The sequence below is a fragment of the Pantoea sp. nfd-35 genome (genome assembly GCF_056892255.1).
Genome location: NZ_CP122403.1, coordinates 1129210 through 1154306 on the forward strand (window position 1 = coordinate 1129210; position 25097 = coordinate 1154306).

The 25097-nt window shown below is 53.8% G+C and carries 24 protein-coding genes, 1 other RNA gene and 1 pseudogene; 7 read left to right on the forward strand and 19 right to left on the reverse strand.

Annotation, left to right across the window (positions count from 1 at the left end; all coding sequences use genetic code 11):
* Positions 1–18 precede the first annotated feature (18 nt).
* From P9J57_RS05395 to P9J57_RS05405, 3 genes are read right to left on the reverse strand one after another with little or no spacing between them, the layout of a single operon-like run.
* A complete protein-coding gene (locus P9J57_RS05395) occupies positions 19–951 on the reverse strand; it encodes an SMP-30/gluconolactonase/LRE family protein (protein WP_483279416.1) in 933 nt (310 codons plus the stop codon).
* Positions 948–1886 (reverse strand): hydroxyacid dehydrogenase, encoded by a 939-nt coding sequence (locus P9J57_RS05400; RefSeq protein ID WP_483279417.1) that lies wholly within the window; start codon positions 1884–1886, stop codon positions 948–950. Before P9J57_RS05400 ends, P9J57_RS05395 begins: the two co-directional genes overlap by 4 nt.
* Positions 1886–2578: an RraA family protein gene (locus tag P9J57_RS05405; RefSeq protein ID WP_014605231.1), complete on the reverse strand. Its 693-nt coding sequence runs from the start codon at positions 2576–2578 to the stop codon at positions 1886–1888. Before P9J57_RS05405 ends, P9J57_RS05400 begins: the two co-directional genes overlap by 1 nt.
* 175 nt (positions 2579–2753) lie before the next feature.
* Between P9J57_RS05405 and P9J57_RS05410 the strand changes: the two genes are divergently transcribed.
* Positions 2754–3470 carry an IclR family transcriptional regulator gene (locus tag P9J57_RS05410; protein WP_015699685.1) on the forward strand — a complete coding sequence of 239 codons (717 nt, stop codon included), beginning with the start codon at positions 2754–2756 and terminating at the stop codon, positions 3468–3470.
* A 120-nt stretch (positions 3471–3590) separates the two neighbouring features.
* Here the strand turns inward: P9J57_RS05410 and P9J57_RS05415 are convergent, their stop codons facing one another.
* From P9J57_RS05415 to smpB, 10 genes and pseudogenes are all read right to left on the reverse strand, one after another.
* Positions 3591–4349: an iron ABC transporter ATP-binding protein gene (locus P9J57_RS05415; RefSeq protein ID WP_483279418.1), complete on the reverse strand. Its 759-nt coding sequence runs from the start codon at positions 4347–4349 to the stop codon at positions 3591–3593.
* Positions 4346–5338 (reverse strand): iron chelate uptake ABC transporter family permease subunit, encoded by a 993-nt coding sequence (locus P9J57_RS05420; RefSeq protein ID WP_064374196.1) that lies wholly within the window; start codon positions 5336–5338, stop codon positions 4346–4348. Before P9J57_RS05420 ends, P9J57_RS05415 begins: the two co-directional genes overlap by 4 nt.
* A complete protein-coding gene (locus P9J57_RS05425; protein ID WP_064374195.1) occupies positions 5328–6287 on the reverse strand; it encodes an ABC transporter permease in 960 nt (319 codons plus the stop codon). The genes P9J57_RS05420 and P9J57_RS05425 overlap by 11 nt, the downstream gene beginning before the upstream one ends.
* Entirely contained in the window at positions 6284–7228 is a 945-nt protein-coding gene (locus tag P9J57_RS05430) for a siderophore ABC transporter substrate-binding protein (RefSeq protein WP_013026818.1), read from the reverse strand. Before P9J57_RS05430 ends, P9J57_RS05425 begins: the two co-directional genes overlap by 4 nt.
* Before the next feature lie 230 nt (positions 7229–7458).
* Positions 7459–9606 carry a TonB-dependent receptor domain-containing protein gene (locus tag P9J57_RS05435; RefSeq protein ID WP_227008698.1) on the reverse strand — a complete coding sequence of 716 codons (2148 nt, stop codon included), beginning with the start codon at positions 9604–9606 and terminating at the stop codon, positions 7459–7461.
* 733 nt (positions 9607–10339) lie between these two features.
* Positions 10340–11236, reverse strand: coding sequence for an alpha/beta fold hydrolase (locus tag P9J57_RS05440; RefSeq protein WP_014605236.1), 897 nt, complete (start codon positions 11234–11236; stop codon positions 10340–10342).
* Positions 11237–11400: 164 nt separating this feature from the next.
* Positions 11401–12018 (reverse strand): TetR/AcrR family transcriptional regulator, encoded by a 618-nt coding sequence (locus tag P9J57_RS05445; RefSeq protein WP_013026815.1) that lies wholly within the window; start codon positions 12016–12018, stop codon positions 11401–11403.
* A gap of 296 nt (positions 12019–12314) precedes the next feature.
* A pseudogene (locus P9J57_RS05450) lies at positions 12315–12704 on the reverse strand (integrase arm-type DNA-binding domain-containing protein); the annotation flags it as partial.
* 181 nt (positions 12705–12885) lie between these two features.
* Positions 12886–13248: a transfer-messenger RNA gene (gene ssrA, locus P9J57_RS05455) on the reverse strand.
* Positions 13249–13291: 43 nt separating this feature from the next.
* Entirely contained in the window at positions 13292–13774 is a 483-nt protein-coding gene (gene smpB / locus P9J57_RS05460) for an SsrA-binding protein SmpB (RefSeq protein WP_013026784.1), read from the reverse strand.
* Positions 13775–13932: 158 nt separating this feature from the next.
* Between smpB and P9J57_RS05465 the strand changes: the two genes are divergently transcribed.
* On the forward strand, positions 13933–14367 hold the full coding sequence (locus P9J57_RS05465) for a type II toxin-antitoxin system RatA family toxin (RefSeq protein ID WP_013026783.1): 435 nt from the start codon (positions 13933–13935) through the stop codon (positions 14365–14367).
* Complete coding sequence (locus P9J57_RS05470; protein ID WP_013026782.1) at positions 14360–14653, forward strand: RnfH family protein; 294 nt, start codon at positions 14360–14362, stop codon at positions 14651–14653. Before P9J57_RS05465 ends, P9J57_RS05470 begins: the two co-directional genes overlap by 8 nt.
* A 131-nt stretch (positions 14654–14784) precedes the next feature.
* On the opposite strand, the gene bamE is transcribed toward P9J57_RS05470, so the two are convergent.
* The 3 genes from bamE to nadK all read right to left on the reverse strand — a co-directional run bounded on the left by bamE (position 14785) and on the right by nadK (position 17946).
* Positions 14785–15135: an outer membrane protein assembly factor BamE gene (gene bamE / locus P9J57_RS05475; protein WP_014605250.1), complete on the reverse strand. Its 351-nt coding sequence runs from the start codon at positions 15133–15135 to the stop codon at positions 14785–14787.
* A gap of 186 nt (positions 15136–15321) precedes the next feature.
* Complete coding sequence (gene recN, locus P9J57_RS05480) at positions 15322–16983, reverse strand: DNA repair protein RecN (protein ID WP_105077667.1); 1662 nt, start codon at positions 16981–16983, stop codon at positions 15322–15324.
* Between the two features lie 84 nt (positions 16984–17067).
* Positions 17068–17946, reverse strand: a complete 879-nt coding sequence (nadK, locus tag P9J57_RS05485) for an NAD(+) kinase (protein WP_014605252.1) — start codon at positions 17944–17946, stop codon at positions 17068–17070.
* Positions 17947–18068: 122 nt separating this feature from the next.
* Between nadK and grpE the strand changes: the two genes are divergently transcribed.
* The gene (gene grpE / locus P9J57_RS05490) at positions 18069–18650 is read left to right on the forward strand and encodes a nucleotide exchange factor GrpE (protein ID WP_072404112.1); all 582 of its coding nucleotides are present in this window, start codon (positions 18069–18071) and stop codon (positions 18648–18650) included.
* A 58-nt stretch (positions 18651–18708) separates the two neighbouring features.
* Here grpE and ung read toward each other — a convergent pair whose 3' ends face one another.
* A complete protein-coding gene (ung, locus tag P9J57_RS05495; RefSeq protein ID WP_014594344.1) occupies positions 18709–19389 on the reverse strand; it encodes a uracil-DNA glycosylase in 681 nt (226 codons plus the stop codon).
* A gap of 256 nt (positions 19390–19645) precedes the next feature.
* On the opposite strand from ung, the gene grcA reads away from it, so the two are divergent.
* Entirely contained in the window at positions 19646–20029 is a 384-nt protein-coding gene (grcA, locus tag P9J57_RS05500; protein WP_014605253.1) for an autonomous glycyl radical cofactor GrcA, read from the forward strand.
* Between the two features lie 208 nt (positions 20030–20237).
* On the opposite strand, the gene srmB is transcribed toward grcA, so the two are convergent.
* Complete coding sequence (gene srmB, locus P9J57_RS05505) at positions 20238–21566, reverse strand: ATP-dependent RNA helicase SrmB (RefSeq protein ID WP_014594342.1); 1329 nt, start codon at positions 21564–21566, stop codon at positions 20238–20240.
* Positions 21567–21733: 167 nt separating this feature from the next.
* Here srmB and trmN point away from each other — a divergent pair, with 167 nt between their 5' ends.
* Positions 21734–22486, forward strand: coding sequence for a tRNA(1)(Val) (adenine(37)-N(6))-methyltransferase TrmN (gene trmN / locus P9J57_RS05510; protein WP_014605254.1), 753 nt, complete (start codon positions 21734–21736; stop codon positions 22484–22486).
* Here the strand turns inward: trmN and nadB are convergent.
* On the reverse strand, positions 22468–24129 hold the full coding sequence (gene nadB, locus P9J57_RS05515; RefSeq protein WP_483279419.1) for an L-aspartate oxidase: 1662 nt from the start codon (positions 24127–24129) through the stop codon (positions 22468–22470). The genes trmN and nadB overlap by 19 nt on opposite strands.
* Before the next feature lie 371 nt (positions 24130–24500).
* Between nadB and rpoE the strand changes: the two genes are divergently transcribed.
* Positions 24501–25079, forward strand: a complete 579-nt coding sequence (gene rpoE / locus P9J57_RS05520; protein ID WP_006120509.1) for an RNA polymerase sigma factor RpoE — start codon at positions 24501–24503, stop codon at positions 25077–25079.
* Positions 25080–25097: the final 18 nt, after the last annotated feature.

The following is a 25097-nucleotide window of genomic DNA, read 5'->3' on the forward strand; positions in this document are numbered from 1 at the left end:
GAAAACGCAGTGTTGTTCTCAGAGAAAATCGGTGGACAGGAAGGGCAGTGGATGGCCTGGTGTTTTCATTGAACAGGTAAGAATGCTGCCGCTGACCGATTCGGTAATAAACAGCTGCTGTAAATTTTCGCCACCAAAACAGAGATTGGTGGTGGAGCGTCCGGCGGGGCTGGTGAGAATTTCTGCGGGCTCAGCCAGATCGTTCAGCAGCCAGACGCGGCCCAGGCCAGGGTTGGCAATCAGCAGCTCGCCGTGCGCGTTCATGGCTAATCCATCGGGACCGCTGGGGCCGTGCGAGGTAAAATACTGACCGACCTTGCTGACTGAACCATCGCGCTGAAGCGGCACGCGCCAGATCGCATTGCCACGCGTCATCGCGACATACAGCACTTTTTCGTCTGGCGACAGCACCAGCCCGTTTGGGCTTGGGCAGTTATCCAGCAGAATATCCAGCTTTCCGTCCTGGCTGAGCCGATAAACCCGGCCAGTGGGATCGTGCAGCCCGGTTTGCCCCTGATCGGTGAAATAGAGGTTGCCCCGGCTGTCGGGCGTTAAATCGTTCACGCCGCGAAAACTCTCGCTGTTACGGCGCGAGAGCCACGGCGTGATTTTTTGCGTTTTGAGACAGAGCTTCATTAACCCGTGACGATAATCCGTAATCAGAAGCGTCTCCGGACCGACAAGTTTCATGCCGTTGGGTTCGCCATCGTATTGCACGACGATGTCCCAGTTGCCTGCCATATCAACGCGGAATATCCGGCCATAGGGAATGTCGGTCAGGTAAAGACAGCCCGAAGGATGCCAGACCGGCCCTTCAAGAAAAGAGTCGGTAAGCTGGCCGCCGCGATTCGCGGTGGCCCAGGCATTGTGACGGTCAGGTGCGCGGAAGCGGTCGGGCAACCGGGTAAAAACCGATGTCTGCCTGACCTCCGGTGTGGTCAGGCACATCATACGGTGGCTTCCTTTTGCACTAATACCTTAAGCAGATTGGTCACGGAGGCCGTGCCCATTTTCACGTAAGAATTATCACTCACGCCGCCGATATGCGGCGTAATGATGACGTTTTCCACCTTCTGCCAGATGTGCGGCGCAGTTAGCGGCTCAACGGTAAAGCTGTCCAGCGCCGCGCCGCTGAGTCTGCCGCTGTTAAGGGCACGAATCAGGGCATCATCATCAATCAGTCCACCGCGCGCGGTATTCACCAGCACGGCGCCGGGTTTGAACTGTGCCAGGGCCTGGTCATTGATCATCTTGCTGTTTTGCGCAGTAAGAGGACAGTGCAGTGACACAATATCTGCGCGCGCATACAGCGTGGCTAAATCGTCCACCTGCTCACAGCCTGCGGGCAGCGTTTTCGCCCAGGGATCGTAAGCTATCACCTGCATGCCAAACACCCGACCAATGTCCGCCACCCGGCCGCCAATCGCGCCCAGGCCAACCAGTCCAAGCGTCCGGCCTTCAAGTTCAAGCGACTTGTGGGTGGATTTATCCCAGTGGCCGTCACGCATCCGGCGATCCAGCGGGATCAGGGATTTGGTGCAGGCCAGAATCATGGCCCAGGTATGTTCTGCCACCGCTGCCGCATTGGCACCGGGCGCAGACTGGACGCTGATGTTTCGTTCGGCCGCCGCCGTTTGATCGATAACGTCAATGCCGCTGCCATGCTTGGAGATCACGCGCAGGGCAGGCGCTGCATCCATGATGCGGGCGTTAATTTTTCCATAGCGCACCACAATCCCGACCGGATTGTGCTGCTCACAAAGCGCAACAAGATCGTCTTCTGACGGCTTAGTGCCCGCAAAGACCACCTCATAATCCTCCAGCATCGCGAGCGCGGCGGGAGCGATGTCTGCGCCGGTAATGATGACTGTGTCCTTTTTACGCATCACAGTTCCTCCCCTTCCGCTAACATGCCCGCTGCACGCAGGGCACCGTTCAACCAGCCCGGCCTTTTGTCACCGGCTTTGATCGCCGCAATACGGCGGGTTTCCATATCCAGTTTTTTCGCCGCGAGCTCCAATACCACTTCTACTTCATCGCGTGGCACCACCACCACGCCATCGATATCACCCACCACCAGATCGCCCGCGTTAATCGTGGCGCCGGCAACAGAAACCGGGTAATTCACGCGACCAGGAATGAACTTCGTCGGGCCACAGGGATTGAGCCCGGCCGAGAAAACGGGATAGGTATGCGTGCTCAGTGCGTCCGCATCCCTGACCGCACCATCGATGATAATCCCGGCAATGCCGGATGCTTCGGCCTGGGTTGCCATGATTTCGCCTAACAGCGCGCAGCTGATATCGCCCTTGCCATCCACGACGATGACATCGCCGGGTTTGGCCACCGCCAGCGCAGCATGGATCGCCAGGTTATCACCCGGGCGCACTTCCACTGTCACCGCCGGCCCGGCCACTTTCATATGTGTGCCCAGCGGTTTGATACGGCCATGCAGCGTGCCGCGTCTGCCCGCGACATCCGCAATAATCGCGGCCTGAAATTCAGCGGCACGTCTGACATAATCACTGCTGACTCGCGTAACGTCTCGGTTGATCATCGGTTTTTCGTTCGCGGACATGGGTCACCTCACAGGTTGTTTGTTTTACAGAGTAAAACTGTGTTGTACATAATGAAATAACTATATCGGTGACACTGACCACGGCGCCAGTGTTGCGAGCTTGTTTGTGATGTAAACAAGATGTGACTCACAGTTTCGGGTACACTCGGTGCCAGCAAAAATCAGGAGAAGCGAAATGGGAAACGAAGGCGTTAATGCGGTAGAGAAGGCGCTGGCCTTGCTGGATTGTTTTAAGCCAGGCGAAGAAAGCCTGTCCCTGACGACGCTGTCGCAGCTTTCGGGCTACCACAAAACCACCGTTTATCGACTGATGAATTCGCTGGAACGTATGAGTTACGTGGTCAGAAGGGATAACGGCATTTACACCCTGGGGCCAAGGCTGCTTTATCTGGGCAAGCTCTATGAACAGTCGTTTCATCTGGCCAGCGTGGTTCAGCCCGAACTGCAAACGCTGGCCTCAGCCACAAAGGAAAGTGCCAGCTGGTATGTGATTGATAGCGGCCAGCGTCTTTGTGTCTTTCGTGCCGAATCCTCAGATGGCTTACGGCATACGCGACTGCCGGGCTCGCTGTATCCGCTGGACAACTCCGCAATTGGTCAGGTGCTGCGTCACTGGGGGATGGGCGAAACCTTGTTTGATGACGCACCGGATTTACCGCTCTATACCTCGGGCGCGCGCGATCCCCATACTGCCGCCTTTGCCATCCCGGTGTTTGGCGAAGGAGATAAGTTAGCCGCAGCCCTGGCGTTAACCGGCCCATCGTCACGGTTAACGCTGGATCGCAAAGAGGCGGGATTGGGTGAACTGATGCGAGAGTCCGCAGCCAGACTTTCCGCTCAACTCGGCGCGAGAAAAGCGTTCTGTGATGTTGTTTATGCACACAACGCTTAAAAAAACTGTTGCTGAACGCGTGCATGAATGCAGCCACAGGCTCTACATGCACGCGTTGGCCCGCAGGTTGACTGAAAGCGCCGATGGCATAACCACCGGCGTTTCGCCCGGTGCGCAAGGTTAACGGTAGTAGACCGCAATGTGCTGTCCCGCCACGGTTTCAACCGCGACAGGTATTTCAAAAAGGCGCTCAATAAGATCGGGTTTCATCATATCAGCCGGCGAGCCGCAGAAAAAAACCGCACCGTTCTTCATGGCGATAATATGGTCTGAATACGTCGAGGCGAAGTTAATATCATGGATAACCAGGATGATGGATTTTCCCAGCTCGTCAGCAGCGCGCCGTAGCTGCTTCATCATGGTCACGCTGTGTTTCATATCCAGATTATTCAGCGGCTCATCCAGCAGCACGTATTTTGTATTTTGACACAGCACCATCGCCACAAAAGCGCGCTGTCGCTGGCCTCCCGAGAGTTCATCAAGATAACGTTCAGCAAGCGGGAGCAAGTCCAGAAAATACAGTGCCCGATGGATATGATGCTTATCGTTTTCCGTGATGCGCCCTTTGGAATAGGGATAGCGACCGAAACTCACCAGATCGTACACCGAGAGCCGGCTGGTGACCTGATTTTCCTGCCGCAGTACCGACATAATTCGCGCCAGCTTCTCGCTGTGCGCTTCATTGACGATGAGCGAATCGATTCTGACCTCACCGCTGTCGGGCTTCAACAGGCGGCTAATCACCGACAGCAAGGTTGATTTGCCTGCCCCATTGGGCCCGATGATTGAGGTAATACCCGATGAGGGCAGGGTTTCGTTGATGTTTTTAAGGACAGATAACGGGCCGTATGCCTTATTCACATTCTCAACTTCAATCACGTCGCCACCTTTTTCAGAATCAGGTAAATAAACAGTCCACCGCCTAAAAATTCAATAATGACGGACAGCGTGCCCGCCATGTTAAACACCTGCTCCAGGATTAACTGTCCGCCCGTCAGCATGATGATGCCAATCAGCACCGTTCCCGGTAGCAGGTAGCGATGACGCCACGATCCCACCACGGGCCAGGCAAGGTTGACCACCAATAGCCCCAGAAATGTCATCGGCCCGACCAGCGCAGTTGAAATTGCCACCAGGAGCGAAACCAACAGCAACAGACCGGTGACATAACGCTGAAAAGGGACACCAAGTGCCGTCGCGCTATTGCGCCCTAACGCAATAACGTCCAGGCGGTGCCGTATGCGCCAGACGATAATCGTGATTGCAGCAATCAGCACGGCCGAAAGGGCCAGCACCGCCGGGTCAGCATGGGTAAAAGTGGCAAACATCCGGCTTTGTAGCACGGCGAATTCGCCAGGGGAGAGTAAACGTTGCATCAGACCCGAAAGGCTGCGAAAGAGGGTGCCAAACACCAGGCCCGTTAACAGTACCCGGTGAAGATCCAGCCCACTGCGGTTAAATAGCCAGCGATAGAGCAGCGTGGCAAAGATCATCAACAGTGCCGTTTCGCCAAGAAACGGCACCATACTTCCCAGCTGGCTCAGTTGCGAAAGCTGAACAAAAAACACCAGCAGGGTTTGGATAAACACAAAAAGCGACTCAAGGCCCATGACCGAGGGCGACAAAATGCGATTTTGCGTGATGGTTTGAAAAAGCAGCGTACTGATGCCGGATGCAAAGGCGACCAGCACGATGGTGAATAAAATCTGCCCCCGATGTTTCAACACGTAGCTGATATTTCCCTGCAGATGCAAGGTCATAAAGACAAGGGAAACAATGACCGCAAGCAGGGCTAACAGGCTGATTCGCCAGACGGGCGAGGAGACGTTTTTCAGGGAGCGGGACAGCGGTGACAGATCAGTTGCCATAGCGCCTTCCTCTGATAATCAGCACCAGAAAAACCGCCGCGCCCAGTACGCCGAGTAAGGCACTGACCGGGACTTCAAAGGGATAAATAATCAGCCGCCCCAGGATATCGCAGCTCAAAACCAGTATGGCACCTGTCATCGCGACCCAGGGCACGGTGCGGCGCAGGTTATCGCCGAAAATCATGCTGACAATATTCGGCACAACCAACCCCAGGAAAGGCAGGACACCGACGACAACGATCACCACACCGCTGGCAATGGCGATCATCGCCATCCCCGTTAACTGGATCTGGCGATAGTTCAGCCCGACGTTAACCGAGAAGTCCTGGCCCAGACCGGCCACCGTGAAGCGATCGGCAATCAAGGCTGCCAGCAGGGTAATCAGTCCGACAATCCAGATCAGCTCATAGCGGCCCTGCATTACACTGGAAAAGTCACCGGATTCCCAACTGCCCAGCGACTGCAGGATATCAAACTGCATCCCCAAAAATGTCGTTACCGAGCTGAAAACGGCGCCCAGCATGATGCCAGCCAGCGGCACAATAAACGCGCTTTTCTGCCGGATGCGCTGAATGAGCAGCATAAACAGCACCGTACCGGCCAGCGCAAACAGGGAGGCGATGCACATTTTGACGATAACGGGCGCCGCCGGATACCAGACCATCACCAGCAGAAGCCCCAGGCTTGCGGACTGGGTTGTACCCACCACAGAGGGCTCAACAAAACGGTTCTGCGTCAGCATCTGCATGATCTGGCCTGCCACGCTCATCGCGCTACCGGCAAGCACCAGCGCGACAGTACGTGGAAAGCGGCTGACAAACAGAATTTCCCGCATCTCGGCATCGTGCCACAGGTCGATTAATGACATGCGGGTTACGCCCGTGACTAAGCTCAGCATAACCAGCGTAGACAGCAGCCCCAGGCCGATGAGATAAGCCCCGTATTTCATTCAGGCTGCTCTCTGGCAGCGAGCAGTTGCTGTTTGATCTGGCTCATCATGAGGCTGTAGCTCTGGATCCCGCCGGCAATATACAGCGAGGCGGAATCCAGCCAGATAATCTGCTGCTTTTTCCATGCGGTGGTGCGGCGCACCAGCGGATTATCCAGAACCTGACGGGCCGACAGGCCTTCTTTACTGCCGATGGCGCTGTCACGGTCCAGAACGAACAGCCAGTCGGGATTCGCCTGCATGATCAACTCGGGTGAAATGGCATTGCCATGTTTGCTGGCGTTGGGCAGAGAGAGTGCAGGCTTGAACTGCAGCACATCAAAAACAAAACCAAAGCGGGAGTGCGGCGTATAGGCGCTGAGTTTGCCGCCGTTAACCATTAACATCATGGCGCTTCCCGACCGGGCGGCGAGGGGGCGAAGGTCTGCAATCTGCGCGTTAAATGCGGTTAAAACGGCTGTTGCCTGCGCCTGTTTGCCAAAGATCTCCCCCAGTTGCGTCGTGCGCTGCGTCAGGCTTTGCATGAAATCATGCGGGTCAATATCCAGAGAAACGGTGGGGGCGATACCGCTGAGTTTGTTGTAGGCCGCCAGGGCTCTGCCACCGGCAAAGATCGCCTCCGGTGCGGCGGCGCTTAAGGCTTCATAGGCGGGCTCAAACAGCGTTCCGGCATTGAAATAGCCCTGACCATTATATTTAGCCAGATGCGCCGGATAGGTGAAGCCGGCTTGCGGGACGCCCGCCGGTGTAATGCCTAATGCATCGGCAATATCCAGCGTGGACGGATTGAGGATCACCACGCGTTGAGGGTGCTGCGGCAGCGTCGTGGTTCCCTGCAGATGCGCTACCCTGACCGTTGGTGCTTCACCAGCAGATGCCGGAGGCAAAACCGTCAGTACCCAGGCCAGGGGCAATAAAATCGACAGAAACGGGAAACGCATGTGTTCTCCTTGCGCGTGGTTAGGGTCCGTATAAGGTCATGGGTTTTGGTTTATACGCAGTTCTGATTACCTGCTTTACGCGCCTGTATCACGCAGCGGTCGCAATGCATAAAACGTGATGCCGGGCCAGTTACTGTTCAGGCTGCTCTCTGTCCATCCCACGCTCGCTCAGATAAATCATCCTGTGACGGCACCATTGACGGGGCGGCGTGAAAGCATCAGTGGGGCGATCAGAATGACGCCGTTATTGAGGCATACATCGTGCGGCCGGGAACCGCGTAGTTGTTGCCTGAAACCCCGCTTGAGGATGGATGGTCAGAGACAGGGTTTTTATCAAAAAGATTGTCCAGCCCGGCATTAAACTTAAGGTTTTTCGTTGCCCGGTACTGGCCAGACAGGCCATAAATCATGTAGGCATTGCGGATGCGTGCCGTCGCGGTATTGCCTCTCGCCGCCTGGTCTGCGCTGCTGTTCAGCCCCAGCATCTTTCCGTAGTATTTTGCGGTAAATGAAAGGCTGATGTCGTCATTGACCTGCCAGTCAAGGGAGGACCACGTGGCGAGCGTTGGCGTTGTCACGAGCATCACGCCCAGAGAATCTTCGGCTTTGAGCATTCGCGTGAACGTATTACTCAGCGACAGGCGCTTCATCCAGGGGCCCATTTCTTCTGAAATCAGGGGAAGGGTCACATTGCCTTCCAGGCCCTGAGTTCGCGCCGTATCAAGATTGACGCGTTCAAGCCAGTAGCGGCCTGAGGTATCACCGGGTAAATAGCCAACAGGCGCAGAGGCGATTTTGTCTTTGAAGCGGCTGTCGAAGAACGTCAGCCCCGCGCTCCATCCTTCATAATCGAAGATCGCGCCCACTTCCCAGTTTTGTGACGTTTCAGGCTTGAGTTTATCGCTGCCCATCGTGTAACAGCCGCCGCCGTGGTAATCGGCATAGCCGTTACATCCAGCGCCTTTTGAGGATTCAATAAAGCCTTTACTGGCCTGGCGCACGCTGGGTGCTTTAAAACCTTCTGAATATCCCCCTTTTAACGTCAGCGTATCCGTGGCCTGCCAAACCAGATAGGCGCGTGGCGTTGTCCTGTTACCGTAATCGGTATTATCTTTGCGCAGGCCCAGCGTCAGTGAAACAGTATCCAGCAGGTCGATTTGATCTTCGACAAACAGGCCGGTACTTTTGGCCTGAGCGTGATGTTTGCCATAGCTGCTGGAGGCGTCCGCCACCACGCCAACAGAGCGAGGGTTGTTCAGCTCTTCTTTTTTCCACTGTGCGCCGACAGTCAGGTTATGTGGTAAACCGAATTCAAATGGCAGGTTAATATCGCCTTCAACAATGCGTTCTTGATTCCACAGCGCCACATCCTGACTGCCCGTCACCGTACCGCCAGAAATCACCGGAATATCGGTTACCCAGTTTTTAAATTTATTTTGATAAACGTTCAGCTTTGCCGTGCCGAAATCAAAAATACCGCGATAATCGAGCGCATAATTTTCACGTTCAAGTTTATCCACACCGCGCAGCGCAATTTCACTGCCATCCATGGATTCACCGGGAATACCTCGCTCGGTTCCCTGCTGAGTGGAAACGGCGATGCGCTGATGAGGGGTGATATCCCAGCCGAGTTCTGCGCCGTAATTTTCATTTTTGCGGCCTTCCTGGCCGCTTCCCCAACGCAACGTGTCGGTTTCGCTTTTATCCGCTTCGCGCTTGTTCCACGAACCGTTAACACGCAAATCAAATCCCTGGCCCAGCGGACCACCAATGCTGCCTGTCCAGGTCTGGGTATTGCCCCGGTTGCCATCCTGCGGCCGTCGGGTGCCTGCCGTTAATGCGCCGTGCCAGGTATCGCTATTTTTCTTTGTGATAATATTCACGACTCCGCCCATTGCATCCGAACCATAGAGCGCGGACATGGGCCCTCTGACCACTTCAATGCGTTCAATCGCATCAACGGGGATCCAGTTAATATCGTCGAAATAGTTTTGCTGGGTGCTTTTAATACCGTTACTTGAGCCGATGCGTTTGCCGTCAACCAATAACAGCGTATAAGCCGCGGGCATACCGCGCAGTTGAATACCGGAACTGACGTCTGTGCCAATGGCTTTGGTCACGCCTGCGACACGTTCAAGAATATCGGCCAGGTCCGTGGCGGATTTACCAATGTCTCTTTCCAGCTGTTCTGCCGTGATAACAGAGATTGATGCAGGGGCATCTTTCAGTCGCTGTTCAATCGCCGATGCCGTTACCACCATGACATCTTCACTGTCTTCATTCCTGTCAGACTCAGCCAGAGCGGGGGAGATCATGCCAACAGCGGGAACCAATAAACTCGTGGTAATATGGCGAGTGATTTTTTTCAACGGCATCATAACGATTAATCCTTTAACGATTGTCATCCAGTTGATATATCCCTGAGCGAAAGAAATCATAATTCCATATGCAAATGGGAATCAACTCAATAATCATTATCAATTGCCGGAAAAATAAATCCGTCATGAAACTGAGTGGTTTTTTTAACGAATTAAATTGCCAGCAAGCGTCGTAAGAATACCAGGGTGCCACAAATGCGCCTGAACTAACTGATTAAGATTGCAAGGTTTTGGGATTGTATTTGGCTAAATTTAAATTTTCATTAACGCTGGTTTGAATAATGAGTTGTCTATAAATAACGCTTAAATATTAGATATTCTCTTCTTTGTCTCAGAAGACATATACAGGCAATTAACAATTTCGGGCTTGGTTATTAACTTTCAATAAGCGTTTTATTTATATTTTAACGATGATCAGGCCGGAGTTGCGGTGCAGGTAACGCGTAATCTGAGGGAAACTGGAAAATCAGGCGAATCTTTTATTCAGAATAATGATGAATATCGTATTCAGAGGCGGTGGGAATATTGCAGTGGATTGCGGGCGCATCCGCTAAACGTGTTCCGGGGATGCTCAATCCTCAGACACGTTTTTGACGTCAACGCGCCTTTGACACTCCGCGGCTCTCAGAGGAAAGGGACGCGGCGTTCGGATAGCGCATTCACCTTTATTGTCCACACCGAACGGCCAGCAAAGCTGTGCCGATGGTTTTGTTATCCATGGACAGAGACTGGTCTAATGCCTGTACTGGCCAAAAAACGCGGCCAGGGCGTTGGCAGTGGCTTCGGGCTGTTCCTCCGGCTGAAAGTGCCCGCAATTGGCGATGTGCTGGCCGTGTATATCATCGCCATAGGCTTTCAGCGTCGCCGCCATATCTGCAATCGAGCCTTGATCGGCGGACAGCCCCAGTACCGGCATGACCAGTCGCCCCTGCCTGACCAGCTCCGCATTTTGCGCGGCCGACTGAGACAGCGCTCTGTAAAACGCCAGCCCCGCGCGTAAGCCCCCCGGCGTTTTAAGCAAGCGCTCATATTCGCTCAGTTCAGTCTCGCCATAACAGCTGTGGTTAGCGGCTTTCTCGCGAAAAAACCATTCCAGATAAATGCGCTCACGGCCTGCCAGCAAGGCTTCAGGAAGATCCGCTACGGCATGAAAGGCAAAGTGCCATGTTTTCCAGGATTTGTCAGAAGCCGACGGCAGTTTATCCGGTAACGATATGCCCGGAATACCGGCATCCATCAACGTTAGCGCCCGTATTTCCTCGCCATATAACATCGCATAGGTAAAGGCTACCCAGGCACCGACGTCGTGTGCGGCAAGAAAGTACGATCCCAAACCGAGTGAATCGATAAAGGCATGCAGCCGCGTGGCAACCGTTTGAGTGTCGTAGCCGGAAAGCGGCTTATCGGTGTCCCCCTGGCCCGGCAAATCAACGGCGATAATTCGGTATTGATCAGCCAGAGGCAGCATGACATGTCGCCATGCAAACCAGCTTTCGGGAAAGCCGGCCAGCAACACCAGCGGAAAGCCATCCTCACGACCGCCCGTGACATAGTGAAAGCGCAGACCTTGTATCCGGGAAAAATGGTGACTAAAACCATCGGGTGCAGCAGGGAGCATGAGAGCAGACATAGGGTTTTCCTAAAGTAAAAGTACACTACCGGCTTACAGCCGCCATGGCGCGGTGTAATCATCCGCCGCTTAAAATGGTGAACCAGGTGCATGGATCAAATGAGTCATGAAGACCGCTGCAACGGCAATATTGCCCCGGCGAGTGCGGCTTCAACAATCATGCGTTACGCCAGAACCTTCAACGCCTGAGCCACAAAACGCTCAGCATCGTCGGTGAGGGTTGAGGCTTTACCGATGACGCGCATTCCCTGAAGCAACGCCAGAATCACCTCGGCAGCGGCGGTTTCGTTGGTTGTCGCGGCAATGGAACCATCCTGTTTTCCGCTTTTGATCAATTCCGCAATGTTGCTGCGTCGCTTTGCCAGCTGTTTTTCGAGGCTGGTGGCTGCAGCGCCGAGCTGGTCGACGTTAGTGACACCTGCCACCACCATGCAGCCCAGCTTGCCTTCTTTCCCCTGACTGAGCTCAACGTAATCCCGCAGCAGTTCGGCAAGCTTGTCTTTGCTGGTCGTGGCCTTTTCCAGCCGGGTTTTTATCTGTTCCTCCCGGAGAAACACATACCGCTCAAGCGCCCTAGCAAAAACGCCCTGTTTGTCTTTATAAGCCTTGTAAACGCTACCGGTACTGAGGTTTGTCGCTGCGGTGATGTCGCTGATGCTGACGTCACTAAAACCACGATCGCGAAATAGCCTGATGGCCCCATCCAGAAATTGCGCTTCGTTAAAAGCACGCGGTCGGCCCGCAGAGGATTGCGCACTGCCGGTATGGGAAGGGGATTTCATAGCTAATCTCCAATTAGGAAATGATCGTTTCCTTTTTAGAGCATGGAGGGGGAGGCTGTCAAGGGGAGGAAGAGGGAGGGGGTGACACTGTAGATTCTGATCTCGGGTTCAGGCACAAAGCAGAAGAGACTTGATGAGTGTTAAGACTTAATCAGGCATGCAGCAGATCTATAGTGTCAATCTAGAGCCATCACCAAATTTCACGTATCAAATTGACCTGCTCCCCGTTGATTAACACATCCCGATGTTAGTAATGTCTTCATAAGCCACATGAGGACATTACGTGGGTAGGATCAGATATCCTTAGCGTAATCCGTCGTAACGCTAGCTTTTTTCAAAGCAAACCAGTTAGCTGCCACTGCTGAGAAAATGCTGTTTAACGCTATCTGTTGCTGTTCTGTGTCCTGTTCGGCCTGCGTTTGTGGGTCAATGCCGTTAGCGAATAAGGATAGATAAGCAGCGCGCATGCGTCTAGCATCTGCCAGTGAGAGAGCAGGGAAGGCGCCGAGGCCCATCATGGTACGCTGTTTTGTCGCTGGCCTTTGATAGCGGAAACGCCAAAGCACCTTTCCGGTAGTTTTCACAACCATAAAAAGTCCGTCTCCATCATGTAGCGTCAAATCTTTATCAATGGCTTTGGAGCGAATAACTTCTGTGTTTGTGAGTGGGCGCGTAGTCCTTGCCATGAGGGGCTTTCCTGCGTGAATTGGTATACGTTATTGGCATACATCTTGACGTATACCAATAATCACTGGATTTTCCCGGATTTGCTCGGACGATTACAGACACAAAAAAGCCCGCAAGGCTTTCACCGTGCGGGCTTTCAGGACTTCAGCGGACAATTCTGGTATCGCCGCGAAAGAATTTTGGTGGAGCTGGCGGGAGTTGAACCCGCGTCCGAAATTACTACACCGTCGGCACTACATGCTTAGTACAGTCTTTACATTCGCCGGTCAGCTGCGGACAGACACGCCACTAACAGACTAGCCTGATTAAGTTTAACGCTTCAACCCCAGGCAAGGCATCCACGCGATCTCTTTTGGGTTTGACCTCTCTTGATCCCCGTCCTAAGAGCGGAGGCTAGGGAGAGAGGGCTCTAAGCAGGTTATTAAGCTGCTAGTGCGTAGTTTTCGTCGTTTGCGACTATTTTTTTGCGGCTTTTTACGAGGCCAACCGCCCCTCGGCATGCTCCTAAGGCTTCACAATCCCGTCGAATCCAGAATCAGCCCCAGAACTTCAAATACTAGCAAAAAAGCGTATCGAAATCCAGTGTTTAACGATTGGCGTTCTTCATGATACGCGCTTTATCCATTTGCCATTCGCGATCTTTGATGTCATTGCGCTTGTCGTGCTCTTTCTTACCGCGAGCAACGCCAATCTTTAGCTTACACCAGGCGTTCTTCCAGTAGAGCGACAGCGCCACAACGGTATAGCCTTCGCGGTTCACACGGCCGTAAAGTGAGTCCAGCTCACGCTGCTTTAACAGCAGTTTACGGCTGCGGGTAGGATCGCAGACCACGTGCGATGAGGCCACCGCCAGCGGCTGAAAAGTGGAACCGAACAGATAAGCTTCACCGTCGCGCAGCAGAATGTAGCTGTCGCTGATGTTGGCTTTACCTGCACGGAGTGATTTAACTTCCCATCCCTGTAGCGACAGGCCGGCTTCGAACTCTTCTTCAATGAAGTATTCGTGGCGGGCGCGCTTATTCATGGCAATGGTGGCAGAACCGGGTTTGTGTGCTTTTTTCTTTGTCATAATGCCGCGTATTTTACATCACTTGGTCGGTTATCGCATCCCCAGTCCAGCGGGGCAGCAGGAAACAGGGTATTCTAGCACACCATGGCAATGAGGAATTTTTGTTTAATCGCTGAAAATGCTATTATTTAGCGGTTTTGTGACGAACAGGAACCATTATGGCTCAGATTAGTCGTTCGGCGCTTGTCCCCTTTAGCGCCGGACAAATGTACCAACTTGTAAATGATGTGGATGCTTACCCGCAATTCCTGCCGGGCTGCACCGGAAGCCGCGTACTGGATGCCTCAGAGAATCAAATGACGGCTTCAGTCGATGTGTCGAAAGCGGGCATCAGCAAAACATTTACCACCCGAAATACGCTGACCGACAACCAGAGCATTCATATGCAACTGGTCGATGGGCCGTTCCGTAAGCTCACCGGCGGTTGGCGCTTTGTCGATCTCGGGGATGATGCCTGTAAGGTCGAGCTGAGCCTGGAGTTTGAGTTCACCAACATGCTGGTCGAAATGGCATTTGGTCGAATCTTCAAAGAGCTGGCCAACAGCATGGTGCAGGCCTTTACCCAGCGCGCCAAAGAGGTTTACAGTGCCTGATATCTCTGTCGAGGTGGTGTACGCCCTGCCTGAAAAACAGTATCAGCATTACGTAAAACTGGAAGAGGGCAGCACGGTTGAGCAGGCTATCCGCAAATCAGGCTTGCTGGAACTGCGGCCTGAAATCGATCTCGCCAGCAACAAGGTGGGGATTTACAGCCATCCGGTAAAACTGAGCGATACCGTGCAGGAAGGCGACCGGGTTGAAATTTATCGCCCGCTGATTGCCGACCCGAAAGAGCTTCGTCGTCAACGAGCAGAGCGCGCGGCAAGCAGTAAAAAATAATCTCTCGGTTCGATTTCTGAGCATGAAAAAGGCGCTGATTAGCGCCTTTTTTACGTTCTGTCTTTTACGTTCGCTCAAACTGCGTTCGGTGATGCTAAGTCGCTTGTCGGTAACGACCCTGGCGTCCTGGATTAATTATCCTGTGAAGAAGACAGCGCGGGCTTGTTATCGATGTTGGTCAGTACGCCGCTACGGTCAAAGGTCAGGGTCAGCGTTTGCTGTTTCACCTTCTCGTGGCCTGGCTCCTCACGGAAGACGTAGTACCAGACATTGCTGCCAAAGGGATCTTTCATCATTGGCGTACCCAGCGTATAGGCAACCTGCTGCTGAGTCATACCGGTGTGAATCTTGGCAACATCGTTAGCAACCAGATAGTTGCCCTGATTGATATCGGGGCGATAAACAACGCGCTCTAAAGTAGAACATCCGGCGGTCATCATTAACATTACCACTGCCGCGGCAGTCAGCGTTTTACAGCGCATCTATACATTCCTTTTCCGGGGCGAAACGCCTTTTACAGGCTGTTCTTCTGCCATCAAATTCTGAACTCTGCCTGCGGCAGGCTTTATTATTCAGGCGACATTAGCTGTCGATGATAATAAACCTTTTCGCTATTGGAAACCTCTACAGAGCATGCATATGACCACGCTGTGGTAAAAAAGTGCATATCAGGCCGCTAAAAGTTCTTTCGCGTTAGCCAGTGTGTTGCGGGTGACCTCGCTGCCGCCCAGTAACCTCGCCAGTTCCTGCAGGCGTGCGCGCTTATCCAGAGGCTGCATATGCGTTTCTGTCATTTCGCCATCGGTTTCCTTGCTGACAAAGAAATGCTGATGTCCACAGCCCGCAACTTGCGGCAGGTGGGTTACGCACATCACCTGGGTAGATTCGCCCAGCTGACGTAACATTTTACCCACTACCGCAGCCGTCGGACCGCTAATCCCCACGTCAACTTCGTCGAAAATCATCGCCGGCGTTTCCATTTTCTTCGCGGTGATAACCTGAATCGCCAGCGCGATACGCGACAGCTCACCACCCGAGGCGACTTTACCCAGCGGCTGTAACGGCTGTCCGGGGTTGGTTGTTACCTGAAAATCAATGCGGCTGGCACCGTCGGCGGTCAGTTGCTCCGGGTTGAAGATCAACTCAATGGCAAAGCGACCGTGCGGCATCGAAAGCAGATGCATGCTCTGAGTAATCAACTGCTGTAGCTCGTTGGCATAACGGGTGCGTTGCGCATGCAGTTGCTCCGCGCACGCCAGGGCAGCCTTGTAGTGTTCGGTTACCAACGTCTGCAGGCTTTCCTGATCGCTTTCCTGCTGTGACAGCAGTTCCGCTTCATCGAGTAGTTGCTGGTGCACGGCGGGCAGGCCCTCTGGTGCCACATGGTGCTTGCGGGCCAGGGCGATTTGCCGGGAGATACGCTGTTCCAGCTCATAGAGGCGGTTCGGATCCAGATCCAGACTGTCGCAGTAGTGACGCAGTTCGTCACTGGCTTCGCTCAGCTGAATGGCGGCTTCTTCCAGCAGGTTATAAACGCCGCTGACCTTGTCATCCATCGCAGTGAGTTCAGACAGCATCTGACGCGCGCTGTACAGCATGCTGTTCAGATTGGTGTCGTCACTGTCGGCTAACAGTTGCAGCGCCTGCTGGCTGGTCGACAGCAGTTGACCGCTGTTCGCCAGGCGTTTGTACTCTTCGTCAATCTGCTCAAATTCCCCTGCTACCGGCGCAAACTCGTTCAGCTCTTTAAGCTGATACTGCAACAGCTCACGGCGGGATTCCCGCTCCTGCGCCTGTTGTTGATGCTGCGCCAGCGTGCGGCAGCTCTGGTGCCATGTCTGATAGGATGCCCGCATCTGAACGAGCTGGTCGTCATGACCGGCGTAGGCATCCAGCAGGTGCTTTTGATGATCGGGTTTGAGCAGCAGCTGATGGGCATGCTGGCCGTGGATTTGGATCAGCAACTGGCCCAGATCGCGTAACTGCGAGAGAGGAACGGCCGTACCATTGATAAAGCCACGTGAGCGACCATCGGCGCTGATGACGCGGCGCAGCAGGCACTCGTTGCCATCGTCGAGATGATTATCACTAAGCCAGCGCTGGGCAGACGGCGACGCTTTAATTTGAAAGCGCGCACACAGGTCAGCACGGCTGGCCCCCTGACGCACCATGTCCGCATCGGCGCGACCGCCGAGGCACAACCCAAGCGCATCGATAGCAATAGACTTACCTGCACCGGTCTCACCGGTGATGGCGGTCATACCGCGTTGGAAATCAATGTCGAGCTCACGAACGATAGCGAAATTGCTGATGGTCAGTTGTGCCAGCATAGCGTCACCTGTATGAATAAACACATATGGTTTTTCATACAGTATAAACTGGTTTTTTATCCAGTAAAGAGGGCGCGCTCATTTTCAGAACAATTTTTTTGACCAGCCCAGTTTTGAACTCAGCGTATTGAAATAACTGTAATTTTTAGGATGGATAAGGTTGAGATGATTTTCGCTACGGCGAATCAGCACATCTTCTCCTTCCTGGATAGGCAGCGCAATCTGGCTGTCACAGCTGATCTCAAGGTCATTACGCCGTGCCGAGAAACGCAGCCGAATCGTACTGCTGCTGTTGATCACCAGCGGGCGCGCCGACAAGGTGTGCGGGAACATGGGCACAATGGTAATGGCGTCCAGAGAGGGCGTTAAAATCGGGCCGCCCGCTGAAAGCGAATAGGCGGTGGAACCGGTAGGCGTGGAAATAATCAGGCCATCGGAACGCTGCGAGAAGGCAAAGACTTCGTCGATGTACACTTCAAACTCGATCATGTGCGCGACTTTGCCCGGATGCAGCACCACTTCATTGATGGCGCTGCCAATACGCGGGGAGCAATCCGTCTTGCAGACCTGCGCTTCCAGCAGAAAGCGGCTTTCGACAAAATAGTTGCCGTTCAGCACTTCATCGAGCTGGTGATGGGCGTTATCGGGGTCAAGATCGGTTAAAAACCCTAAATTACCGCGGTTAATGCCAATCACTTTTATGTCATAACGCGCCAGTACTCTGGCGGCACCTAACATATTGCCGTCGCCGCCCACCACGACGGCCAGATCGGCCTGTTGGCCAATCTCAGCCAGCGTACCGGTCTGAACATTCCCCAGCGACAGTTCCTGTGCAATCTGCTGTTCAACGATAACGGGATAGCCTTTGGCAGTCAGCCAGCGACACAGCATCTCATGTGTGGTGAGCGCGGTAGGATGGCGTGGATGGCCCACAATACCAATGCAGTTAAAGTGTTTGTTCATCGAGTGGGTGTTCCTCATAAGCCAAATCGGCACGATGATGTGACGTGTTCCCTTGAATCCGTCAAACCAATCCCCATAATAAGCCAACCAGCGACGTGAATGTGCAAAACGCGGAGAAATTCATGAGTAGTAAAGAACAGAACACCCCAAACGAGCAAGTCTCAGACGAAATTCAACAGGATCAACACCAATCTCAGGACGCGGAGACAGCAGTAGAGGTGGATCCGCGTGATGAGCGCATCGCTCAGCTTGAAGCTGAGTTAGCCCAGTTGCAGACGGGCGTGCGTGATGCGCAGCTGCGTGCGCAGGCAGAAATTGAAAACGTTCGCCGCCGCACCGAGATGGATATTGAAAAAGCGCACAAGTTTGCGCTGGAGAAGTTTGCCAATGAGCTGCTTCCGGTGATCGATAGCCTGGAACGTGCACTGGAACTGGCCAACAAAGAAGACGAGAAGTCTGCCTCTATGGTTGAAGGCATTGAGCTTACGCTGAAATCCCTGCTGGGCGCGGTGCGTAAATTCGGTGTTGAAGTGGTCGGCGAAACCGGTGTGCCCTTTAATCCTGAAGTGCACCAGGCGATGTCGATGATGGAGTCTGAGGATTTCGAGCCTAACCACGTCATGATGGTCATGCAACGCGGTTATACGCTTAACGGCCGCCTGCTGCGTCCGGCCATGGTTGCCGTGGCGAAAGCGAAAGCCTGATTACTGTCTTACCCTGCAAACGGCCGCGCACTGACGCGGCCGTTTGTGTTTATGGCGTTTACTCAGGTAATACCGGCGTCCAGTTAATCGGCGTTTTACCGGCATCGCGTAGCAGCGCATTGGTTTGGGAAAAATGCTGGCAGCCAAAGAAGCCACGATGCGCGGAAAGCGGGGAAGGGTGCGGCGCCTGCAGCACGTGATGGCGCTGGCGATCGATAATGCTGCCTTTCTTCTGGGCGTGCGAGCCCCACAGCAGAAAGATCACGCCTTCACGCTGTTCGTTGATAGCTTTAATCACCGTATCGGTAAAGGTTTCCCATCCCAGTCGGGCGTGAGAGTGCGCTTTACCGGCTTCAACGGTCAGTACGGTGTTCAGTAACATCACGCCCTGTTCCGCCCAGCTTGCCAGATAACCATGGCTGGGCCGCTCAAACCCCGGAATGTCCTGCTGCAGCTCTTTGTACATGTTCTGCAGTGACGGCGGCGTCTGCACGCCCGGTAGCACAGAGAAAGCCAGCCCGTGTGCCTGGTTCGGGCCGTGATAAGGGTCCTGCCCCAGAATCACGACGTTAACGTCACCTAATTCGGTTAAGCGAAACGCGTTAAACACATCTTTCTGTGGCGGATAAACCGTTACGCCTGCGGCCCGCTGATTCGCGACATGCTTCAGGGTTTCAATGAAGTAGGGTTTTTCTTTCTCTTCGGCCAGCACGTCGTGCCAGGTCAGCTTTTCAGCCATGATCAACTCCCTTGTATTTCGAACCCTAAGCTTAGCGGTTCAGTCTTCAGACATGAAGCCCAAAAATTTTTGAAGAATTAAACAAAATTTTCCTAAGGCGGGTTTTTAAAATCAAAAGCTTACCAGGGTGACGATAAAACGCCCGGCTGTAATTGATGCAGGTCAAAACTATGGCAGACATCGGGTGGTATACCAACAGCTCAAATTGACTGAGTCACGGTGTAGACGAAGGTCGCACCTTGCAGGAGGGATTGAAATGATCACAGGTATTCAGATTACCCAATCGAGTAATCCGGCGTTAATTAACTCTTTCTGGCTGCTGGACGAAGAAAAAGCCGAAGCGCGCTGCCTCTGTGCCGTTGCAGGCTATCAGGAGGATCAGATTGTGAAGATTGGGGAGTTAGGCGACGTGGCTTACCGCGACGTGCCGGTTGAGGTGAAACCTCAGGTTCGCGTAGAGGGCGGTCAGCATCTCAACGTCAACGTATTGCGCCGCGAAACGCTGGAAGATGCCGTGAAACATCCCGAAAAGTATCCCCAGCTGACGATCCGTGTTTCAGGCTATGCCGTGCGCTTTAACTCACTGACCGCGGAACAGCAGCGCGATGTGATTGCCCGTACCTTTACTGAAAGTTTGTAACGGATCGGGCGCTGAAATAAAACGCAGCGCCTGTCTGCGAAATTTATCAATGTTAACAACATGATAGATTTTATTGGGTAAGCGCGCGTTTGGGCTGGCAGGCCAGCGTCACCTGTTCGATGCTAAAATCACGCTAAACGCGTATTTACAGGCCTTATAAAAACAAAAATCGCCTCACTGGAGGCGATTTTTTTAAGTCCGTGCTGATTTATTCCGCACTCTCGCTGCCCGGCGTACTGCCGCTCGGCTTGCGACGCTTGCCCACGTTTTTGAGGTCACGGTGACGCTTTTTAACCCGCGGTTTCTCTTCTTCTTTCGCTTTTTTCTCTGCACGCTTGGCAAGCGCCTTTTTCGACGGTTTTCCCGTCGTTTTCGCCGAAGGCGCGCGCGTAACAGGACGCAGCTCGTCAATCACCCGGGCTTTAATCGGTTCATCAACGTAGCGGCTGACTTTACCGAGCAGCAGATGGTCGTGTGCTTCAACCAGCGAAATCGCGATACCTTTACGACCGGCCCGGCCAGTACGGCCAATGCGGTGCAAATAGGTGTCAGCGGTGCGCGGCATATCGAAGTTGATGACGTGGCTGACATCGTCGACGTCAATGCCGCGTGCGGCAATATCGGTCGCCACCAGCACATTGACGCGGCCCTCGACCAGGCGTTTAATCGCCTCATTGCGTTTAGCCTGCACCATTTCACCTTCAAGGTAGCTGGTGCGGATACCGGCATCATGCAGCCAACTGACCAGCTCGTGCAGACGTTCGCGCTTGCGCACAAACACAATTGAACGGGTCACTTCCGGCTGCTTTAACAGATGAACCAGCAGCTTTGTCTTGTGCTCAAGATCGTCGGCGCGGTGATACCACTGCTGGATCTTCTTACGCTCGCGACGGCTGGGATCGGCTTCCAGTTCAACCGGTTCATTCAGCAGGCGCTCGGCAAAATCCTTGATATGCTCGCCTTCCAGCGTGGCAGAAAACAGCATCGTCTGTTTGCGCCAGCGCGTTTCGCCCGCGATGGTTTCAATATCCTGAGCAAAGCCCATGTCCAGCATGCGGTCGGCTTCATCCAGGATCAGCGTTTCTACAGCGCGGCAGTCAAAGTTTTCTTCTTTAATGTATTGCAGCAGACGACCAGTGGTGGCAACCACAACATCCTGATTTTCGCTAAACACTTCAGCGTGGTTCATGAAGGCCACGCCGCCAGTGATGGTGGCGATATCCAGATGCGTGTGTTTCGCCAGTTCCCGTGCCTGGTCGGCAACCTGCATGGCCAGCTCACGGGTTGGCGTTAAAATTAAAATACGCGGCGGGCCAGACTTCTTGCGCGGAAAATCGAGCAGGTGCTGCAACACCGGTAATAAATACGCGGCGGTTTTCCCGGTCCCGGTAGGTGCCGAACCCAGAACGTCGCGGCCCTCCAGCGCGGGGGGAATGGCAGCAGCCTGAATTGCTGTCGGGCGCGTATAGCCTTTCTCCTGCAGCGCTTCAAGCAGGCTTTCGTCGAGTTCAAGTTCGGAAAATGTGGTTACGGTCATGTTCTACCTCAGTTTGGGGCGCTGATTATAGACAGATCGAACATAATCTTCATCTGTTTATCGGTATTGACTGCGCCAGATTACGTCAACGGCGTGAATTCCCCAACCCACCACGTTACACTTACGCCTTGCCGTACGGCAGGATAAAAGGTGAATGGTCGCTGAGTATGATGCAGGACAAGCCGCAGGCGCGGCCACAATTAAAAAAGAACGGTTTTACCTTCAAGCAGTTTTTTGTTGCACATGACCGCTGTGCGATGAAGGTCGGCACAGATGGTATTTTGCTGGGCGCATGGGCACCGGTCGCCGGGGTGAAGCGGATTCTCGATATCGGCACCGGTTCGGGCCTGATAGCCCTGATGCTGGCCCAGCGTACTCCGTCGAATGTCGACGTGGATGCCGTAGAGTTAGATCCGGACGCCGCACAGCAGGCGCATGAAAACATCCAGCAGTCGCCGTGGGCAGCGCGTATGCAGGTTCATCAACAGGATATCGCCCAGTGGGCTGAAAACTGCGAAGCGCGTTACTCGCTTATCGTCAGTAATCCTCCTTACTTTGATCCCGGTGTGGCCTGCGCAACCCCGGCTAGAGACAGCGCACGTGCCACCGGTTCATTAGATCATCAGACGTTATTGCGCTGTGCGGCCGCGCTGATCGAAGAAGAGGGATTTTTCTGTGTGGTCTTACCCGAAGCGACAGGGCAGCAGGTTATCGCGCTGGCACAGGCTGACGGCTGGCACTTACGCTTTCGTTTTGATGTAGCAGAGTACGCACATCGTCCCCCGCATCGGGTTCTGCTGGGCTTTTCTCCCAGCCCCGGCGAAACCCTGTTTGAGCGGTTGGCTATTCGCGATGCAGACAGGCAGTACTCAGACGCCTGGCAAAGCCTGACGCGTGACTTCTATTTGTTTATGTCCTGACCCGGTTGCAGCACGGTAGGCTGGGCCTCAGGGAGCAAATCCGGATAGTCGCGGATAAAATGCAGCCCGCGGCTCTCTTTTCTCTGTAGTGCACAGCGCACCATCAGCTCAGCTACCTGCACCAGGTTACGCAGCTCCAGCAGGTTATTGGACAGGCGGAAATGATGGTAATACTCGTCTATCTCCTGTTGCAGCAGGGTAATGCGGCGCAGTGCCCGCTCCAGCCGTTTGGTGGTGCGGACAATGCCCACGTAGTCCCACATAAACAGCCGCAGCTCATGCCAGTTATGCTGAATTACCACCCGTTCATCGGCATCATCCACCTGGCTGTCGTCCCAGGCCGGCAGGTTATCAACGGCCTCGACCTCCGGTAAAACACCCAGCAGATCCTCTGCTGCCGACCAGCCATATACAAGGCATTCGAGCAGCGAGTTGGAGGCCATGCGATTGGCACCGTGCAGGCCGGTGTAGCTGACTTCACCGATGGCATACAGGCCGTTGATATCGGTGCGGCCCTGCGCGTTGACCATGACGCCGCCGCAGGTGTAGTGCGCGGCAGGCACCACCGGGATCCTGTCTTTGGTCAGATCGAAACCAAAGGTCAGCAGTTTTTCGTAGATCATCGGGAAGTGTGAACGCACAAAGGCTTCAGGCTGATGGCTGATATCCAGATACATACAGTCAACGCCAAGGCGTTTCATCTCGTGATCGATGGCGCGGGCGACAATATCGCGCGGCGCCAGTTCAGCGCGCGCATCGAAGTCGGGCATAAAACGCGAGCCGTCGGGCCGCACCAGCCAGGCCCCTTCGCCGCGCAGCGCTTCAGTGAGCAGAAAGTTTTGTGCCTGGGGATGAAACAGGCAGGTCGGATGAAACTGGTTAAACTCCAGATTAGCCACGCGACATCCCGCCCGCCAGGCCATCGCAATACCATCACCAGAGGCGATATCGGGGTTGGTCGTGTACTGATACACTTTGGCCGCGCCGCCCGTTGCCAGCACCACGGCACGTGCGCGGCAAGTCTCAACCCGTTCACGATTACGGTTCCAAATCCAGGCGCCGGTCACCCGGCGCGGGCCCGGCAGGCCGAGCTTATCCGAAAGAATCAGATCCACCGCGTTGGTGCGCTCGAGAATGCGGATATTGGGATGATGCAACGCTTTGCCTACCAGCGTGGTTTCTACTTCGCGACCCGTCGCATCCGCGCTGTGCAGGATACGGCGGTGGCTGTGGCCGCCTTCACGCGTCAGGTGATAGCGCATCTCGCCTGCAGCCTGGGGATCGGTATCAAATGCCACGCCGTTATCAATCAGCCATTGCACACAGTGCCGCGCATTGCTGGCCACAAAGGAGACGGCGGCCCGATCGCATAAACCTGCACCCGCGATCAGCGTGTCTTCCACATGTGAATCAATGCTGTCGGTTTCGTCAAAAACCGCCGCAATCCCGCCTTGCGCATACAGCGTCGAGCCTTCATTGACCTGCGCTTTGCTTAATACGGTGACCTGATAATGCTCTGCCAGACGCAATGCCAGCGACAATCCCGCTGCACCGCTGCCGACGATAAGGACATCACACTGATAATCAGAGGAAGAGAAAATTGTCATAGTGTTTAATTTACTAAACAAGAATGGACCGAGCATAAGCGTTTGGACATTTTTTGTGAAGTATTTTGAACACAAACGCGGCAATATGCGTGTCTGAAAATTAATTCATTAGTGATATCAAGAGGTTAATGTTTTGCAGGTTTAAATCGGGTTTTTTATACCAAACTTAATCGATTACAAGGATTTAAAGATGAAAAAGCTGTTGTCATAGGTTACTCTGCCTGCGATTTGCGCGCGTTACACTGAACGAAAATGAACAAACTGTGTGATTTTGCCGCAAAGTGGCTTAAAAGAGGCCGAGAGTGAACTTTTTGCCACGCAATGACTCAAAGCGCATGCTTGCTCAATAGCGGTGTGCTGGCAGTTCCTTAACGCATAAGAAAGTATTTGGGGAGACATTACCTCGGATGAGCGAGCAGTTAGCGGACCAGGTTCTTGTTGAACGGGTTCAGAAGGGGGATCAAAAGGCGTTTAACTTACTGGTAATTCGTTACCAGCATAAAGTGGCGAGCCTGGTCTCACGATATGTCCCTTCAGGCGATGTGCCTGATGTCGTTCAGGAATCATTTATCAAGGCTTATCGTGCGCTGGACTCGTTCCGGGGCGATAGCGCGTTTTACACCTGGCTGTATCGTATAGCAGTGAATACAGCAAAAAATTATTTGGTCGCTCAGGGGCGTCGTCCGCCTTCCAGTGATGTTGATGCAATTGATGCTGAAAACTTCGAAAGTGCGGGCGCATTGAAAGAAATTTCGAACCCTGAGAACTTAATGTTGTCAGATGAACTGAAACAAATCGTCTTTCGTACCATCGAGGCGCTTCCTGAGGACTTGCGAATGGCAATTACCCTCAGGGAACTTGACGGTCTGAGCTATGAAGAGATCGCCGTCATTATGGATTGCCCGGTGGGCACGGTCAGGTCCCGTATCTTCCGTGCACGTGAGGCCATTGATAATAAAGTTCAACCGCTTATCCAACGTCAGTGATAACGGCTACTGGAAGGG